Origin of the sequence: Pasteurella multocida (assembly GCF_900187275.1) — a bacterium.
Lineage (GTDB): Bacteria > Pseudomonadota > Gammaproteobacteria > Enterobacterales > Pasteurellaceae > Pasteurella > Pasteurella multocida.
This window is the reverse complement of record NZ_LT906458.1, coordinates 881,192-899,253: the sequence shown is the minus strand read 5'-3', so window position 1 is coordinate 899,253 and position 18,062 is coordinate 881,192. Positions and strand designations below refer to the sequence as shown.

Here is an 18,062-nt window from a genome sequence, read left to right as displayed (position 1 = left end):
GTGTTTTTTGACAGGCGTGGAGAAGTTAGAATTCGTAACCAACTTCAAGCCAGAACTCACGACCGGGGGTGTAGATGCCGAGATCTTGTCCATTTGGACCTGCGCCTTTACGTGTTTTATTTAACACATTAAGTACATCTAATTTAATATAAGGACGGTGTTTTTCTGCGAAAGTTGGCTGCCAGCGAAGACTGGTATCCCATTGTGTATAAGTACCATAATCATAGCTACGATATACTTCAGGTGTATTACTGCTAACGCGTTCAGTTAAGGTTGTTGGTGGCTTGACATAGATTGTATTAGCCCAAGAAAGATCAAATCTTGGAACAAACATGTCAAGATTTAAACGTAGACCCCATGTTTCTTTGTAAGCATTGACTTTTTTCAACATTTGCTCATAAGTCATTAATTTCCCGTCTAAAATCACAGGTGTCGAACCGTTATAGCCCCTGCCATGATCGATAGCTTTGCTATCTAACCAATCAAATGCCACTGCACTTGTCCAGCGTGTTGGACCAAGCTCCCAAGGCGCTTGTGTGTTAATTTGGAAGGTTAACACATTCGTTTTGTAGTCTTTTCCTCGTTGGTAATAGCGGAGTTTTTTCTCTTCTTCATTTAACATGACGTCTTCTTGTAAAACAATACGTTGTTTGTTATCACGTAAAATGTATTTCAAGTGAAAGGCGAGATTAGCAACATATTGTTCTACACCAAAGCTCAGTTCGTCTGAATAAGGGGTTTTAAATTGGCTAAGGTCTTTGTAACGGAAGGTATCATGACCATCTAATTTGAAGATACCTTCAGATAATTTCATTGAGGCAAAGGAACGTCCGTAGTAACGGTTCCAACCCACACTGAATGCAGTGTCTTCAAATGGTTTATAACGAAAAACGGTTCTTGGCGCCAAATTCGTGTTTTTTAAATAATCATCACGTTCAAGACGAAGTCCCGCCCGAAATTCGAGATTTTTCCACGTCATTAAATCTTCCACGTAAAGTGCGATATTTTGATAACGTGTTTTTACGGTTCCTTTTTTGGCTAAATTGCTTGATTTAATTTCTATCTTTCTGTTTTCAAGGTCTATTCTATTAATAATCTCTGCCTCAGCATCAGATTCTCGATGAAAACGGTATTGTGTGTGTTGGAACACACTTCCTAGTGATATAGAGTGATTAATGTGGCTTAAATCAAAAGAATTCATGGCATATTCAAGGGAAAAATGACTGTTTTTTTGATTTAATTGGCTATTGCCCATCCCTCCAAGAGTGTAGTCATTTTCATCTTCGATAATAGTTTTCATAGAAGTCGAAGCTGATTTTCTCGTGTCATCAAAGTTATCATAGGCGAGTGTCGTCGTGAGAATACCAGACTGAAGGGCATTTATCCAAGAGAAAGTCACTCCATAAGCACGGTGATAGTCAAAAACATTACTGTCTATATTAGTATTAAAGAATTTACGCTCACGATAATTTGAGTATCTGAAACCGAGTTCGAAACGGTGTTTGTCGTTTGGTGTCAGATTAAAATTCAGTAACGCATTGTCTGAACGTCTTGTATGTGTTTGTTTATCACGATCACCTTGTGGATTAATTTGACGTGATTGCTGGATACTTGATGTTCTACGACTTAATCCGATCACCATACCTAAATTTTCACTTAACCCTTTTTCTGCCGTGATATTGAAAAAGTGTTTAGAATACTTAGGTTGAAATTCGGCGACCGATCCTTCAGGAATCGCATTTTTAAAACGTTCAAGATCTTTGTCTTCTACTTTAAATTTCGCCCATGAGGCATCAGTTGTACGATAACTAAATTTTAACTGATCTTTCCCATCATATTGTTTGGTTTTCGCCACGACGGCCCCCCCCGCAAATCCTCCTAAGCTGGCAGAAACATTACTGTCATGCACGACAATTGAAGAGAGCAGATTGGCATCAAAAAAGTAGCCTTGAGAATGATTGGCAAAGGGGACAGTTGCCATGGTGCCGTCAAAAAGATCACTACCAAATCCCATATCATTATTGATATTTACATTATCGACAAAAAAAGTAGTCTGCTGATAATCTGCACCATTAATTGAAATGTTTTCGGGTTTAATTTCACCTCGTTGCAATCCATTTTGATCGCTATTCTCATAACGCACATGCGGATTTGAACGTAAATAGTCAGTAATATTACCATTTGTGACAGGGCTTTTTTTCATGTCATCTTGAGTGACACTCTGTGTTGAACTCATTGATTTATTTTGATCCGCATACACGACAATTTCCGTCAAAAAGTGATTTTTATCGGCGTTCGTATCGGTTTTTGCGGAAAGCGAGAAGGCGGTAGAACAACAGAGGAGTGCAAGTGTTGTCTTTTTGAGTGGATTTTTTGCGGATTCCATGTCAATTTTCTCCATTTAAATTTAACAATGATAACTATTATTAATTCTATTTATAAAATAAACAAGTTGCAAGAGAAAAGAGTGATTAAAAATGTGACAAAGTCCACAAAATGAGGGGGAATAAAAGGCGAGGGAGAATAAAAAGTGTGCTATGTTTGATAACATCATGAAAAGAATTTCTGCCTATTTTATTGATTATGATATCCTTTAGCGATTGATTAAGTGATGGAAGAGAAGATGAAAAATGTCAAATAAAATTGTGATTACGGTGGATGGACCAAGCGGTGCTGGCAAAGGAACACTCTGTTATGCGCTCGCTGAAAAATTAGGTTTTACTTTATTAGATAGTGGGGCTATTTATCGTGTCACTGCGCTTGCTGCATTAAAAAGTGCGGTCGAATTAGACGATGAAATAGCCTTAGCAGCGCTTGCAAGCGCACTAGATGTGCAATTTTTACCCGCAGATGGCGAGGTGAAAATTCTCTTAAATGGTGAAAATGTCAGTGGTCAGATCAGAACGCAAGAAGTGGCGGAGGCAGCATCAAAAGTGGCAGTTTTTCCTGAAGTAAGGAAAGCGCTTTTGCAGCGTCAACAAGATTTTTCAACGGAAAATGGCTTGATTGCGGATGGACGTGATATGGGAACGGTGGTTTTCCCCAACGCACAAGTAAAACTCTTTTTAGACGCAAGTGCGGAAGAAAGAGCAAAAAGACGCTATAAACAGTTGCAAAATAAAGGGATTAGTGGTAACTTTGACCAGATTTTAGCCGAGATAAAAGCGCGTGATTTTCGCGATAGAAATCGAGCTGTTGCGCCACTTAAACCTGCTGAAGATGCTTTAATATTAGACAGTACGTCATTAAGTATTGAAGAGGTCATTGCGCAGGCGTTAAGTTATATTCAGCAACACCTTGATATTAAGGCTTAAATCATCTTAACCGTTTATTCAAGGATGGAATAAACATTTGTTCTCAGCCCCACATTCAATGGATTTTGAAGTGGACGTTATTAAATTTAAAATTGAAGATTAATTATGACTGAATCTTTTGCTCAACTATTTGAAGAATCATTAAAAGAACTTGAAACCCGTCAAGGTTCTATCGTTAGCGGTACTGTTGTTGCTATTCAAAAAGGCTTTGTGCTTGTTGACGCTGGTTTAAAATCTGAATCAGCAATCCCTGTTGAAGAATTCTTAAACGCACAAGGTGAATTAGACGTTCAAGTTGGTGATGTTGTTAATGTTGCGTTAGACGCTGTGGAAGATGGTTTTGGTGAAACAAAACTTTCTCGTGAAAAAGCAGTACGTCACGAATCTTGGATTGAATTAGAAAAAGCATACGAAGAACAGGCAACTGTTATCGGTTTAATCAACGGTAAAGTGAAAGGTGGTTTCACAGTTGAGTTAAACGGTGTTCGTGCATTCTTACCAGGTTCATTAGTTGATACTCGCCCAGTTCGCGAAACTTTACACTTAGAAGGTAAAGAATTAGAGTTCAAAGTAATCAAACTTGATCAAAAACGTAACAACGTAGTTGTTTCTCGTCGTGCTGTTATCGAATCAGAAAATAGCCAAGAACGTGAACAAATTCTTGAAAACTTACAAGAAGGCTCTGAAGTTAAAGGTATCGTTAAGAACTTAACTGACTACGGTGCATTCGTTGATTTAGGTGGCGTTGACGGTTTACTACACATCACGGATATGGCATGGAAACGTGTTAAACACCCAAGCGAAATCGTGAATGTTGGCGATGAAATTACTGTTAAAGTATTGAAATTCGACAAAGATCGTACTCGTGTATCTTTAGGCTTAAAACAATTAGGTCAAGATCCTTGGGTTGCTATCGCAGAAAATCACCCAGTAAACAGCAAATTAAGCGGTAAAGTGACTAACTTAACTGATTATGGTTGTTTCGTTGAAATTTTAGATGGCGTTGAAGGTTTAGTTCACGTTTCTGAAATGGATTGGACAAACAAAAACATCCACCCTTCTAAAGTGGTTAGCTTAGGTGATGTTGTTGAAGTGATGGTATTAGAAATCGATGAAGAACGTCGTCGTATTTCTTTAGGTTTAAAACAATGCAAACCGAACCCATGGTTACAATTCGCTGAAACACACAACAAAGGCGACAAAGTTGAAGGTAAAATTAAGTCAATCACTGACTTTGGTATCTTCATCGGTCTTGATGGCGGTATCGACGGTTTAGTTCACTTATCTGACATTTCTTGGAATGTGTCTGGTGAAGAAGCAGTTCGTCAATACAAAAAAGGTGACGAAGTTGCTGCAGTCGTGTTACAAGTTGATGCAGTGAAAGAGCGTATCTCTTTAGGTATTAAACAACTTGAAGAAGATCCATTCAATAATTTCGTTGCAGTTAACAAAAAAGGTGCAGTATTAAGCGCTAAAGTTGTTGAAGCGGATGCGAAAGGTGCAAAAGTTGAATTAGATGGCGGTGTTGAAGGTTATATCTGTGCAGCGGATTTAACAAACGAAGTGAACGCAGGTGATGTTGTTGAAGCAAAATACACAGGCGTTGATCGTAAAGCACGTATCGTTCACTTATCTGTACGCGCGAAAGACCAAGCAGAAGAAGCAGCTGCAGTTGCAAATGTGAATAACAAACAAGAAGATGTTGCTATTCCAAACGCAATGGCAGAAGCATTCAAAGCAGCTAAAGGCGAATAATTAACTTCCCCTTATCGCATAGAGCTAACATGTGAGAACATGTTAGCTCACTATCAAGTTAGGAGAAAATTATGACTAAATCAGAGCTTATTGAGCGTTTAGTCCAAAAATGTCATGCAGTTGCGGCAAAAGATGTTGAAAATGCAGTAAAAGAGATTTTGGATCAAATGTCATTCGCATTAGAAAGTGGTAAGCGTATTGAAGTAAGAGGATTTGGTAGTTTCTCATTGCATTATCGCCAACCTCGTTTAGGGCGTAATCCTAAAACAGGTGAACAAGTGAAATTAGACACAAAATCTGTCCCGCACTTTAAAGCAGGCAAAGAGCTGAGAGAGCGTGTTGATATTTACGCATAATTTCAACTAACTTTATATAACGACACGTTTAAGTGTCGTTTTTTGTATTTATTTTTGGCATAATGGAACATATTTTTTTGTTAAGGAGTGAGTAGATGATCAAATATATTTTAGGTTTAGTACTGGTACTCGCCATAGTCTTAGTGGCGATCACGATTGGTGCGAATAATGATCAGATAATCAGCTTTAATTATATGGTCGCACAAAGCGAATTTCGTCTCTCGACTTTAGTGGCGATTTTATTCGGTTTAGGTTTGATTTTAGGTTGGTTAATTAGCGCTATCTTTTATATCAAATTAAAGCTGAAAAACATGTCCTTAACACGTCAGCTTAAACGCCAAACGTTACAAATTAATGAATTAACAACGACTCGAGATAAGGTCGCTAAATAATGCTCGAGTTACTCTTCCTGCTTTTACCTATTGCTGCAGCTTATGGTTGGTATATGGGGCACCGTAGTGCGAAAAAAGATCAGGAAGACATGACAAACAAACTCTCCCGTGATTATGTCACTGGCGTGAATTTCCTTTTATCAAATCAACCAGAAAAAGCAGTTGATTTGTTTCTCGATATTCTGCAAAAGCAAGAAACAGAAAATGAAATCGATAGCACTTCACAGTTTGAAGCTGAACTGACACTAGGCAATCTTTATCGCTCTCGAGGTGAAGTTGATCGCGCTTTACGTATTCATCAAGCGTTAGATCGTAGCCCTGATTATACCTTTGAACAAAAACTGCTAGCTAAGCAACAATTAGCAAAAGATTTCATGGCAGTAGGATTTTATGACCGTGCTGAAATGCTTTATATTTTGTTAGTTGATGAGCCAGAGTTTGCTGAAAATGCATTACAACAACTGGCAGTGTTGTATCAAAAAACGAAAGAATGGGAAAAAGCGATTAATGTTGCAGAAAAATTAGCGAAAATTTCACCACAAGAAAATAATATTGAGCTTGCACAATATTACTGTGAATTGGCTCAAAGTTTATCGTTAGAAGAGAAGACACAACAAGAGCGTCAGAAAGGATTATTAGTGTCAGCATTAAAAGTGGCACCAAATTGTGTGAGAGCCTCAATTTTACTTGGTCAACTTTTAATCCAAGAAAAACGTTACCAGCAGGCTGTAATGACGTTAGAAAATGTCCTTGAACAAAACGCTGATTATGTGGGAGAAGTCTTAGATTTACTGAAAGCCTGTTATCACAAGCTCAACCAATTAGAGAGCTTTGAATTATTTTTGATTAAAGCCAGCCGTGTCACCAAAAATAGTGCTGTAGAATTAGCACTTTCTGATTTAATTGAAGAAATCGACGGTAAAACAGCCGCACAAGCGAAGTTGTATCAGCAATTAAACCAACATCCGACAACCTTTTTATTTCACCGCTTTATTCAATATCAAATTAATGATGCTGAAGAAGGGAGAGGAAAAGAAAGTCTTGTGTTGTTGCATAAAATGGTGGGGGAACGCATTAAGCAGAATTTTGACTACCGTTGCACAAATTGTGGTTATCAAACACACAAACTAACCTGGTGTTGTCCATCTTGCCGACATTGGGAAACAATCAAACCGATAGAAGATTAAGCAAACATAATTAATTGAACACAGAGAGGGAAAATTATGACGAGTAAAATCATTGTTGCACTAGATTATGAAAAAGAAGAAGAAGCATTGCGTTTAGTTGATCAAATTGATCCGAGCTTATGTCGTTTGAAAGTCGGTAAAGAAATGTTTACTACATTAGGGACGAAATTTGTCAAAGCATTACATGATCGCAACTTTGATGTGTTTTTAGATTTAAAATTTCATGATATTCCAAATACTGTAGCAAGAGCGGTGCGTTCCGCGGCAGATTTGGGGGTGTGGATGGTTGATTTACATGCCAGCGGTGGTTTGCGTATGATGGAGGAGGCAAAGAAAATTCTTGAACCTTATGGTAAAGACGCGCCTCTTTTAATTAGTGTGACGGTATTAACCAGTATGGAAGATCTAGATTTATTGCAAATTGGCATTAATGCTTCTCCGATGGAACAAGTAATCCGTTTAGCCAATCTAACACAGCGTGCCGGATTAGATGGCGTGGTTTGTTCTCCGCAAGAAGTGGAAATTTTACGCGCTAACTGTGGTAAAGATTTTAAACTGATTACGCCGGGAATTCGCCCAATTGGCAGTGATTTTGGTGATCAACGTCGCGTAATGACACCAGCGGGGGCAATTCAAGCAGGTTCTGACTATTTAGTGATTGGTCGTCCAATTACACAAGCAGATAACCCAGCAGAAGTGCTCAAATCAATTAATGCTTCTTTACCCGTGAATAGATAACAATGACAGATACATTAGTCTATTCGACAGAAACCGGTCGAATTAAAACAGAAAAACCTCAACCAACACGTCCTAAAGGTGATGGGATTGTGCGTATCCAGCGTCAGGTGAGTGGTCGTAAAGGGAATGGTGTTTGTGTCATTACTGGTTTGGATTTATCCGATGATGAATTGAAAAAACTCGCGACTGAACTGAAAAAACGTTGTGGTTGTGGGGGGGCAGTAAAAGATGGCACGATTGAAATTCAAGGTGAAAAACGCGATCTTTTAAAAGATTTACTAGAACAGAAAGGCTATCGTGTTAAATTAGCCGGTGGTTAATAACCTTTTCATGCCTCACAGAAGATCAATGTATTGTTATGCGTTGATCTTTTTTATTTTGCCAATATCACATTGATATAGATGAAAAAGGATTAGCAAGAGGCTAATCCTTTTAGAAATACTTAACTGAAAAAATTACAGTTGATCAGCATGCTGTTTTAAGTATTTTGCCACACCTTCAGGGCTACCGGTCATGCCTTCTTTTCCTTTTTCCCATTGAGCAGGGCAGACATCACCATGTTCTTCATGGAACTGTAGCGCGTCAACCATACGTAACATTTCATCAATATTACGACCTAATGGTAAATCATTCACAACTTGGTGACGTACTACGCCATCTTTATCAATTAAGAAAGAGGCACGTAACGCCACGCCAGCTTCTGGATGTTCAATACCAAAGGCTTGTGCGATTTCATGTTTGATATCGGCAACTAAAGCATATTTCACTTCACCGATACCGCCATTTTCGACTGGGGTTTTACGCCAAGCGTTGTGGCTGAATTCTGAGTCAATGGAAATACCCACTACTTCAACACCACGTTTTTGGAACTCTTCATAGCGATGATCAAACGCGATAAGTTCAGATGGGCATACGAAAGTAAAGTCGAGTGGATAGAAGAAAACAACAGCCGCTTTACCTGCGATATGTTGTTTAAAATTGAAATTATCAACGATTTCACCATTACCTAAAACGGCAGCCGCTGTAAAATCAGGGGCTTGACGAGTTACTAATACCATAGTATTAATCTCCTGTTAAAAATTAAACGAAAAATTTTGCTTTGGGAGAATAAGCAAAATTGTCTTTCTATTCTAAAGAATGTTGAGGCATTTTGACAGGAGTTTTTGCCTATCTCCTTATTTATTTTTAACTTTTTATTAACTTATCTTTATTTCTTACTTCAGATCAAGGATGCAACACAATGTCAGAAAAACAAACATTATTAACACAATTTGTTCATACAGGACGTAGAAAACCCTTTTTACAGGGGGGCGTGAATCCTGTGATTCAACGCGCTTCATCATTGGTTTTTGACAGTTTAGCCCATAAAAAACAAGCGACCATTGGGCGTGCACAGGGAGAATTATTTTACGGGCGTCGAGGAACTTTAACCCATTTTGCCTTGCAAGAAGCGATGGCGGAATTAGAAGGCGGAGAAGGTTGTTATTTGTATCCTTGTGGTGCCGCAGCGGTCACACAAAGTATTTTATCTTTTGTCCAAAGCGGTGATCATATTTTAATGACGGGTGCGGCTTATGAGCCGACGCAAGCGTTTTGTAATTGTGTTTTGAAGAAAATGCAAATAGACACGACTTATTACGATCCCATGATAGGTGAAGGCATTACTGAGCTTGTACAAGAAAATACTAAAGTACTTTTTTTGGAGGCACCAAGTTCACTGACGATGGAGGTTTCAGATATACCGGCGATTGTTAAAGCCGCACGTCGTGTTAATCCTGATATCGTGATCATGATCGATAATACATGGTCAGCGGGTGTGTTCTTTAAGGCACTTGAACAAGGTATTGATATCTCGATTCAAGCTGGAACCAAATATTTAGTGGGACATTCCGATGTGATGATTGGTACTGCGGTAGCGAATAAACGTTGTTGGGCACAATTACGAGAGCATTCTTATTTAATGGGACAAATGGTAGATGCGGAAAGTGCTTATATGACTGCGCGAGGTATTCGAACATTGGGGATTCGCTTGAAACAACATGAAGAAAATGCGTTGAAGGTGGCACACTGGTTAGCGGCACAACCTGAAGTAAAAGCCGTTTATCATCCCGCATTAGAAAGCTGTCCCGGACATCAATTTTTTAAGCGTGATTTTAGTGGGGCAACAGGCTTGTTCTCATTTGAGTTGAATCAAAGACTAAACCCGCAACAATTAGCGAGGTTTATGGATCATTTTACGTTATTTAGCATGGCATATTCTTGGGGAGGATTTGAATCGTTGATTTTACATTATCAACCGGAAGAGATCATGGCGATGCGTCCGAATATCACACGTCAGCTGAACGGGACATTGATTCGTGTTCATATTGGCTTAGAAGATCCGGTTGACTTAATCGCTGATCTAGAAGCCGGGTTTGCGCGCTTAAACGCGATGTGAGTGCACTGTGTGCCAGTAGAAAAATGAAAAAAACAGACCGCACTTGATAGCATAGGCGAGAAAGTGCGGTCTTTTTGTTTTATAAGTTGAATTTATTTTCTCAAAAATAAAGAAGTGATTTCTGGAAAAATGAGTAACAAAATTAAAACTAGGACCTGTAATGTAATAAAGGGCCATACAGATTTAAATATATCAGTTAATTCTATTCCATCTGGAGCAACACTTTTTAAATAGAAAGCTGCTGGTCCAAAAGGTGGGCTGAGGAAGGATACTTGCATATTTACACAGAATAGTACACCAAACCAAATTGGATCAAATCCCAAGGAGGTAATAATAGGCACAAAAATTGGCATTGTTAACATGGCAACACCAATCCAATCTAAGAACATACCAAGTATTAATAAAATAACCATCATAATAATGATAGTATAAATTGGAGAGGCATCTAAGCTAGCGAATAAGTTAGCTATAAATCGGTCCCCACCCATTAGATTATAAATACCTATAATCATTGTTGCGCCAATGCCGACCCAGATTATCATACCAACAGTATTGATTGTATGTTTTAGTGATTCTTGTACTATTTTGAAATTTAATTCTTTTCGATAGAATGCTGCTAATATTACCCCAACTACACCAACACAGGCAGATTCAGTGATTGATGCTATCCCGCCATAAATACTTCCTAAAATCCATGTGGCGATAGCTACTGGAATTGCAATATCATGAATAATTTTTTTAATATCTTCTTTCGTTAATGTATGATTTTCTGAGCTAGGCATTGCAGGGCCATAGCTAGGTTTGAAGTAGCAAAGTACTAGAATATATAAAATATAGAATGTAGAAAGTAGTAAGGAGGCTGGAATTGCTGCAAGAAATAGTTCTCCAATAGAAACATTTGCGGTCATTCCGTAAATAATCAACACGATACTTGGAGGAACCATTGTACCCAATGCTCCTCCTGCTACAACAGTTCCTATAGCTAAGTTTTTATTATAGCCTAAGCGTAACATTTGTGGTAATGCCAACATGCCTAATAAAACAGTTTCTCCACCGATAATACCTGACATCGTAGCAAGTAGAACTGCAACAAACATCGATTGAATTGCAATTCCACCTCGTAATCGACCGCCAATGACTCGCATTGCGTTGTAGAGATCTCTAGCAATTCCAGTCTTATCAAGTAATGTTGCCATAAGAACAAACATAGGCACAGCTACAAAAGTGTAAGATGATGTGAAATCAGTGACACGTGAAGCTATCATTTGCATTATTGCGGTAGTATCAAACCAAAGATATGAAATAACTAAAGCGATTAACCCAGTGAGAAAACCTAATGGCATTCCAATAAATAAAAGGGAAATCATCATTAAAAAGATAATAAGAGTTCCAATACCTATCCCAAATGCACTTATCATGATAATTCCTCCTGATATTTTGTATAGATGTGACGGAATATATGTAGTACTGAAAGAACAACAATGATGAGGCATGAAATAAAGAAGAAACTTTTTTCAATTGCTGGAAATGGCATGTCTAATACACTTCCAGAAGTTTGCATTTTGAATTTTCCTGATGGAGTAAATAATGCTTCTCTAGCTGATAAGTATGCTCCGTAACTAAGCAAAATAAAGAAGATAAAAATAAGTATTTCAACTAAGAGTTCTAGTAACCATTTGATCTTATTAGGTAATTTTTGTCTAATAAATGTCATGGCAATATGTTTATTACTGGCGTAACAAGCTACTCCACCATAAAGTAATGATAGACTTATTAAAAATGTTGTTACTTCATGAACCCAAAGTGTTGGGCTAGAGAATAAATACCGAGCAACAACCTCGTAAAAACCAATGATAACAACTAATAGAAAAATATAAGAAACGTAATAACCTACTTTAATGAATATTTGATCTAGCTTATTACAGAGCCATAATAAATATTTAGAAATAAGCATGTTTTACTCCTTAATGGATAAGACGATATCGTCTTATCCATCTTGACGATTATTGCAGCATTCCTTGAGATTCTAGGAATTTCATTAATACTTGATAATACTGATTACCTATTTCAGATTGTTGAGCTATCTCTTGCCAAATTTCTTTAGCGATAGAACGAACTTTTGTAATTTCTTGTTGATTCCAAGAAACTGGTTGTACTCCTTTCTCAATTGCTTCTTTATATGCTAGTTTATCTTCATAATGAGCACGAGTCAGAGTATCGAGAGCCATCCCTTTAAAGTAAGCAATTAAGAATGCTTGATCCGATGGAGTTAAGCTACTCCAAGTTTTATGATTCATAATCATATGAACGGCTGGTGAAGAATGAATTCCCGGATAGATTGGATATTTTGCAATATCATGGACTCCTTGTGCTTGATTATTTGCAAACGTTGAGAAATCGGCAGCATCAATAATACCTTTTTCTAAACTAGTATAGATTTCTGAACCAGGAAGACCAACAGGAGCGGCTCCTAATCTTGCAAACAATTTTTGGATAGGACCAGAGGGAGCCCGAATTTTTATACCTTTAAAATCTTCAGTATTAGCTATTTTTACTTTCGATGGTAATGATTCTGCTCCCGTAACTGATACACCAATGAGTTTGGCACCATATTGTTGGAAAATATTATCAACAACTTCAAAACCACCTCCATTATAGTAAAAATTTAAAATATCTTCGTCATGGTTCCAAGCAGAAATAGTATCACCAATTAATCCGAATCCAGGGTCAGTGCCTGCATACATTGCCGCTGTTGCAACCGCTCCATCAATAATTTTATTTCGAACACCAGAAAGCATGTCACTAGATTTTAAGACTGAGTCGAGAGGTAATAACTCTATACTTATTCTCCCATTGGAAGCTTTTTCAATATTGTCAGTCCATTCTTTTTGGATTTCATAAACTTTTTCTCCTGCAAAATTCGAACTTTCAAATTTCAAATTAATTTCTGCAGCTGAAACTGAAAGTGACATGAAGCTTGCTAGGGATATTAATAGTAATGATTTTCTAATATTCATACATAACTCCTTAGTAGTTAACTATACAGAGACTAACATTCCGCCATCAACAAAGAGAAGATGACCGTTTATAAAATCAGAAGCTTTTGAAGATAAAAAAATGGCTGAACCAATTAATTCGCTAGGCTCTCCCCAACGATTAGCTGGAGTTCGTTGACATAACCATTCAGTAAATTGTGTATTTTCTACTAATGCTTTAGTCATTTCAGTTTTGAAATAACCTGGAGCAATTCCATTAACTTGGATGTTATAGCGAGCTAGTTCAACGCAAGCCCCTCTTGTTAACATTTTTACTGCTCCCTTTGATGCCGCATAAGGTGTTATTGTGTCTCTTCCTAATTCACTTTGCATTGAACAAATATTAATGATTTTTCCTGTTCGACGTTTAACCATATGTTTACCAACTTCTTGAATCATCAAAAAAACAGCTTTTTGATTGATGTTGATAACATCATCCCAATCTTTTTCAGGGAAATCTAAAATAGGATACCGGCGTTGTATTCCAGCATTATTAATTAAAATATCAATTGGACCGATTTCTTCTTCAATGAAGGATATGTTTTTTTCAATCTCACTTTTTTTTGTCACATCAAAAGGTACAGAATAAGCCGTGAATCCTTTGTTACGTAATTTTTCTACTGCAGAGAGTGTTTTTTCTGATGTGATATCATTTACAATAATTTCTGCACCATATTCAGCTAAACCATTAGCAAGCAAAAAACCAATTCCTTGTGCAGCCCCTGTAATCAGTGCTCGTTTGCCGTGTAAGTCAAATAAATTGTTTTGCATAATTATTCCTCAAAATTAAGTTGAACTTTAATTGCTACATTTTTATCACTTGCTATTTGTAGAGCTTTTTCTGCTTCTTGGTATGGGAACTCATGAGATAATAATGGTAGAGGATCAATCAATCCAAGTTCTAACCAACGCACAGCAATATTGAATTCTTCAGTAAAACGAAACGCACCTTTATAAGTAATTTCTTTAGCTAAAAATTTAGTTAAAGGTATTGAAACATTATTTTTTGACATGCCTATTTGAATAATGGTGCCTGTTGCTTTTGTAGCATCAATGGCAAAATTGATTGCTTCATTAGATCCAGATGCCTCGAATGTAACATCAAAGTAGCCTTTATTTTGAAAATAGTGCGTATTGTCTTCTAATGGCTTGATAGTCGAAGTTGCTCCCATTTTTACTGCACTTTGTCTACAGGACTCTTGTATATCAGATGCGATGATTTCAACAGCACCTGCCTGTTTACAAGCCGCAACGACTAATGACCCAATAGGTCCAACTCCTGTAATGAGAACTTTTTTTCCGATGAGAGAACCTGCCTGATTGATTGCATGGATTGCTACTGCAAGTGGTTCTGCAAAAACCATGACTTTAGAAGATATTTGAGGGTCATAAGGAATAACTTGATCATCTCTAACAACAATATATTTAGCAAAACCTCCGTCTACATGTGGAGTGAGCATTGCACTACCGAAAAAACGCATGTTTAAACATTGATTTGATTTACCTTCAAGGCAATATTTACATTGTAAACATGGTTTACTTGGATTTAATGCAACCGCTTGCTTTTCTTTGTCTAAATAACCTACTACTTCATGACCTAAAATCATAGGGTGTTTTAAACTGAAGTTTCCAATTCCACCTTCTTGATAGTAATGGATATCTGAGCCACAAATACCACCACGTGTTATCTTAACAAGCTTTTCATTAGCTGATATTTGATCTAGTTCTGTCGTTGTTATCTGTATTTGATGTGAACCCGAGACTTTGATACAAGGTACTTTTGAATGTTTCATCATATTTCTCCCACTATTGCAACCGCTTGCATAAATGTAATATCCTAAGATCTAAGTTTCAATTAGATTTTATTTAGAATGTGATCTATTTCAAAAAATAAGTTATTTCAGATAGAATATTGACCTCTTACCTAATATTTTTTTATTTATTCATATGACAAAACGAACCACAATCGATGATATTGCTAAGGCATTAGGAGTTAATAAATCTACAGTATCACGTGCGATAAATAACCCTTCTTTAGTTTCAAATGAGATGAGAGAAAAAATACAAAAAATGTGTGAACGGATGAACTATATTCCTAATAATATTGCTAAGTCTTTAGCTTCGTCATCCACAAACTCTATAGTGTTATTGATACCTTCGTTTAGTAATGACGTATTTAATGAAGTGATTGAAGGGGTAAAGAGAGTATGTGATCAATGGAATTATAATTTATTGATTAGTGACTTTTCATATACTCCTCTAGAAGAACAAAGGATTATTGAGAAATACCTGCAACAAAATGTGGATGGATTCATTTTAACAGAGACATTCCATACTCAAAAAACAATGGATTTATTGAAAATATCAAATATTCCAACAGTTGAAATTATGCATATTGATTCTTCACCTAACTTTCTTGCTAACATCGGTATCGATCAATATGCGGCAGCACGATATTTAATTAAGTTTTTAGTTGAAGAGAAAAAACGTAAGAATATTGCATTGTGTTCTTCTTGGTTAGATAGTCGTGCATGTTTAAGAAAGACAGCATGGGAAGATGTATTAACTGAGTGTCAGTTATCTACAGAACGTTATTTTAGGATACAAGGAAAAACGTCTTTTGCTAGTGGTGCTGAATCTGTTCTTGAAATTTTATATCAATGGCCAGATACAGATGCGATTTTTTTCATTAATGATGATGTAGCTGCTGGGGCAATTATGGAATGTAATCGTAGAGGAATAAAAGTTGGTAAAGAACTTGATATTGTTGGTTTTAATGATTTGGACTTTGCCAAAGTAATAAATCCAAGCTTAACGACAATTTTTACCCCACGTTTTGATATGGGGAAATTAGGAGCTGAAATATTAATTCAATTCTTAGCAGGTAAAAAGCCACAACAGAATATTATAGAGCTACCTTTTAAATTCATGAGAAGACAAAGTGCATAGATAAGATACTGTCTCTTTGACCCGTAAATATCAGTTTTGCTAAGGAGTTGAATAATGGAAAAAAAATTAGGAAAAGGATTCATTTTGATGGGTGTTTCCAGTACAGGAAAAACTTCGGTTGGCACAGTTGTCGCACAACGCTTAGGGATTAAACTCATTGACGGTGATGATCTTCATCCACGAGCTAATATCATTAAGATGGGGCAAGGAATACCATTAAACGATGAAGATAGAGCCCCTTGGTTAGAACGTATTCGTGATGCGGCATTTAGTTTGGAGCAGAAAAGTGAAGTTGGAATTATTATCTGTTCAGCGTTAAAAAAACAATATCGTGATTTGATTCGTGATGGCAATGATGTGAAGTTTATTTTTTTACATGGGCCTTTTGAATTAGTTTTAGAACGAATGAAGCAACGTAAAGGGCATTACATGAAACCAGAAATGCTAAAAAGCCAATTTGACACATTGGAAATTCCCCAAGCAGATGAGCCAGACGTCATTCATATCAGTATTGATGGGACGTTTGAACAAATAGTTGAACGTTGTGTTAAAGCAGTGATTCCTTTAATTCAAAAGTTATGAATATATGAAAAATGAGATTGTTTTTTCATCTTTTAGTTAATTAGTATTCTAACAATACAAGCAGTTATTGCAATATCTTGCAAAGTAGGACGTTTACGCTTGATCATGTTTTCTCAATGTCTTTTTTCTTTAACTGACGTATAATCAAACTAGATTATTGGTTAGGAGATCTGAAAATGCAAGCCAAAATTGAGCAAAATCTTACCGCACTTGAGCAGGAAATGAATGACACAATTGCTAGTACAGTGCGTTTAACCCAATACAGTCATGGCGCAGGATGCGGTTGTAAAATTTCGCCGAAAGTCCTCGAAAAGATTTTACACTCTGACATGGAAAAATGGGTAGATCCGCATCTTTTGGTGGGTAATGAAACTAAAGATGATGCTGCGGTTTATGATATTGGTAATGGGATTGGTATCATTAGTACCACGGATTTTTTTATGCCTATTGTCGATGACCCATTTGATTTTGGACGTATTGCCGCAACAAATGCGATCAGTGATATTTTTGCAATGGGAGGGAAACCGATAATGGCGATTGCAATTTTAGGTTTCCCTATTAAATTATTGCCTCCTGAAGTGGCACAACGTATTGTTGACGGGGGGCGTTTTGCTTGTCGTCAGGCAGGGATTACGCTAGCGGGTGGACACTCGATTGATGCGCCAGAGCCGATTTTTGGTTTAGCTGTGACGGGGATAATTAACACAGATAAAGTAAAGAAAAATGCATCAGCGACGGCAGGTTGTAAATTGTTTTTAACAAAACCGTTAGGAATCGGTGTATTAACCACAGCGGAAAAAAAAGGCAAATTGAAAGCAGAACATCAAGGGTTAGCAACGGAAGTGATGTGTCAAATGAATACTATTGGTGCAAAATTTGCTGAGATAGCAGGCATTAGCGCCATGACAGATGTGACGGGATTTGGTTTATTAGGGCATTTAAGTGAGCTTTGTGAAGGCTCTGGAGTACGTGCCGAAGTGTATTTTGATAAGATAAAAACACTCGATGGTGTACAACGTTATATTGAAAAAGGCTGTATTCCGGGCGGTACTGAACGTAATTTTGAAAGTTACGGACACAAAATTGGAGCAATGAGCGATTTACAAAAAGCCATTTTATGTGATCCTCAAACATCGGGTGGGTTATTGATCGCGGTGGACGCAGACAGTGAACAACAAGTGTTGGAAATCGCTGCTGATGACGGCATTGAATTATTTGAAGTGGGGCGATTATTTGCCAAAGAACATGACAGCCCAATTTTAATCACGGTGCTTTAAACTGACTATCAAAGTGAAAATCCCAAGTGAAAGACTTGGG

At 37.2% G+C, this 18,062-nt stretch carries 18 protein-coding genes; 11 read left to right on the top strand and 7 right to left on the bottom strand.

Translation table 11 applies throughout. The features are described from left to right. Positions 1-25: 25 nt before the first annotated feature. Complete coding sequence (locus CKV69_RS04140) at positions 26-2,386, bottom strand: TonB-dependent receptor plug domain-containing protein (RefSeq protein WP_038641867.1); 2,361 nt, start codon at positions 2,384-2,386, stop codon at positions 26-28. Positions 2,387-2,630: 244 nt separating this feature from the next. Here CKV69_RS04140 and cmk point away from each other — a divergent pair, with 244 nt between their 5' ends. The 7 genes from cmk (at position 2,631) to yciH (ending at position 8,062) form a co-directional block, all read left to right on the top strand. Then, on the top strand, positions 2,631-3,314 hold the full coding sequence (gene cmk / locus CKV69_RS04135) for a (d)CMP kinase (RefSeq protein WP_005722464.1): 684 nt from the start codon (positions 2,631-2,633) through the stop codon (positions 3,312-3,314). Positions 3,315-3,419: 105 nt separating this feature from the next. After that, positions 3,420-5,069 carry a 30S ribosomal protein S1 gene (gene rpsA, locus CKV69_RS04130; protein ID WP_038641864.1) on the top strand — a complete coding sequence of 550 codons (1,650 nt, stop codon included), beginning with the start codon at positions 3,420-3,422 and terminating at the stop codon, positions 5,067-5,069. A 71-nt stretch (positions 5,070-5,140) separates the two neighbouring features. After that, on the top strand, positions 5,141-5,425 hold the full coding sequence (locus CKV69_RS04125; RefSeq protein WP_038641861.1) for an integration host factor subunit beta: 285 nt from the start codon (positions 5,141-5,143) through the stop codon (positions 5,423-5,425). Positions 5,426-5,520: 95 nt separating this feature from the next. Then, entirely contained in the window at positions 5,521-5,817 is a 297-nt protein-coding gene (locus tag CKV69_RS04120) for a LapA family protein (protein ID WP_005722462.1), read from the top strand. Then, entirely contained in the window at positions 5,817-7,004 is a 1,188-nt protein-coding gene (gene lapB, locus CKV69_RS04115; protein ID WP_005754236.1) for a lipopolysaccharide assembly protein LapB, read from the top strand. The genes CKV69_RS04120 and lapB overlap by 1 nt, the downstream gene beginning before the upstream one ends. 36 nt (positions 7,005-7,040) lie before the next feature. Then, on the top strand, positions 7,041-7,742 hold the full coding sequence (pyrF, locus tag CKV69_RS04110; protein WP_005716617.1) for an orotidine-5'-phosphate decarboxylase: 702 nt from the start codon (positions 7,041-7,043) through the stop codon (positions 7,740-7,742). 2 nt (positions 7,743-7,744) lie between these two features. After that, positions 7,745-8,062, top strand: coding sequence for a stress response translation initiation inhibitor YciH (gene yciH, locus CKV69_RS04105; RefSeq protein ID WP_005751592.1), 318 nt, complete (start codon positions 7,745-7,747; stop codon positions 8,060-8,062). Positions 8,063-8,197: 135 nt separating this feature from the next. Here the strand turns inward: yciH and CKV69_RS04100 are convergent, their stop codons facing one another. Beyond that, positions 8,198-8,800 carry a peroxiredoxin C gene (locus CKV69_RS04100; protein WP_005716614.1) on the bottom strand — a complete coding sequence of 201 codons (603 nt, stop codon included), beginning with the start codon at positions 8,798-8,800 and terminating at the stop codon, positions 8,198-8,200. A 182-nt stretch (positions 8,801-8,982) separates the two neighbouring features. Between CKV69_RS04100 and metC the strand changes: the two genes are divergently transcribed. Further along, positions 8,983-10,179 (top strand): cystathionine beta-lyase, encoded by a 1,197-nt coding sequence (gene metC, locus CKV69_RS04095; protein ID WP_014326113.1) that lies wholly within the window; start codon positions 8,983-8,985, stop codon positions 10,177-10,179. A gap of 92 nt (positions 10,180-10,271) precedes the next feature. On the opposite strand, the gene CKV69_RS04090 is transcribed toward metC, so the two are convergent. The 5 genes from CKV69_RS04090 to idnD are packed head-to-tail and all read right to left on the bottom strand — an operon-like array spanning position 10,272 to position 15,007. Further along, complete coding sequence (locus CKV69_RS04090; RefSeq protein ID WP_005754227.1) at positions 10,272-11,597, bottom strand: TRAP transporter large permease; 1,326 nt, start codon at positions 11,595-11,597, stop codon at positions 10,272-10,274. Continuing rightward, positions 11,594-12,133 (bottom strand): TRAP transporter small permease subunit, encoded by a 540-nt coding sequence (locus CKV69_RS04085; RefSeq protein WP_016504442.1) that lies wholly within the window; start codon positions 12,131-12,133, stop codon positions 11,594-11,596. Before CKV69_RS04085 ends, CKV69_RS04090 begins: the two co-directional genes overlap by 4 nt. Before the next feature lie 49 nt (positions 12,134-12,182). Beyond that, positions 12,183-13,196, bottom strand: a complete 1,014-nt coding sequence (locus CKV69_RS04080; RefSeq protein WP_005754226.1) for a TRAP transporter substrate-binding protein — start codon at positions 13,194-13,196, stop codon at positions 12,183-12,185. 21 nt (positions 13,197-13,217) lie between these two features. Next, positions 13,218-13,985 (bottom strand): gluconate 5-dehydrogenase, encoded by a 768-nt coding sequence (gene idnO, locus CKV69_RS04075; RefSeq protein WP_005725539.1) that lies wholly within the window; start codon positions 13,983-13,985, stop codon positions 13,218-13,220. 2 nt (positions 13,986-13,987) lie between these two features. Beyond that, positions 13,988-15,007, bottom strand: a complete 1,020-nt coding sequence (gene idnD / locus CKV69_RS04070; RefSeq protein ID WP_016504325.1) for an L-idonate 5-dehydrogenase — start codon at positions 15,005-15,007, stop codon at positions 13,988-13,990. Positions 15,008-15,161: 154 nt separating this feature from the next. On the opposite strand from idnD, the gene CKV69_RS04065 reads away from it, so the two are divergent. From CKV69_RS04065 to selD, 3 genes are all read left to right on the top strand, one after another. Beyond that, a complete protein-coding gene (locus tag CKV69_RS04065) occupies positions 15,162-16,163 on the top strand; it encodes a LacI family DNA-binding transcriptional regulator (protein ID WP_005754222.1) in 1,002 nt (333 codons plus the stop codon). Between the two features lie 54 nt (positions 16,164-16,217). Then, positions 16,218-16,745, top strand: a complete 528-nt coding sequence (locus CKV69_RS04060; RefSeq protein WP_005754220.1) for a gluconokinase — start codon at positions 16,218-16,220, stop codon at positions 16,743-16,745. A gap of 221 nt (positions 16,746-16,966) precedes the next feature. Further along, positions 16,967-18,022 carry a selenide, water dikinase SelD gene (gene selD / locus CKV69_RS04055; RefSeq protein WP_030017779.1) on the top strand — a complete coding sequence of 352 codons (1,056 nt, stop codon included), beginning with the start codon at positions 16,967-16,969 and terminating at the stop codon, positions 18,020-18,022. Positions 18,023-18,062: the final 40 nt, after the last annotated feature.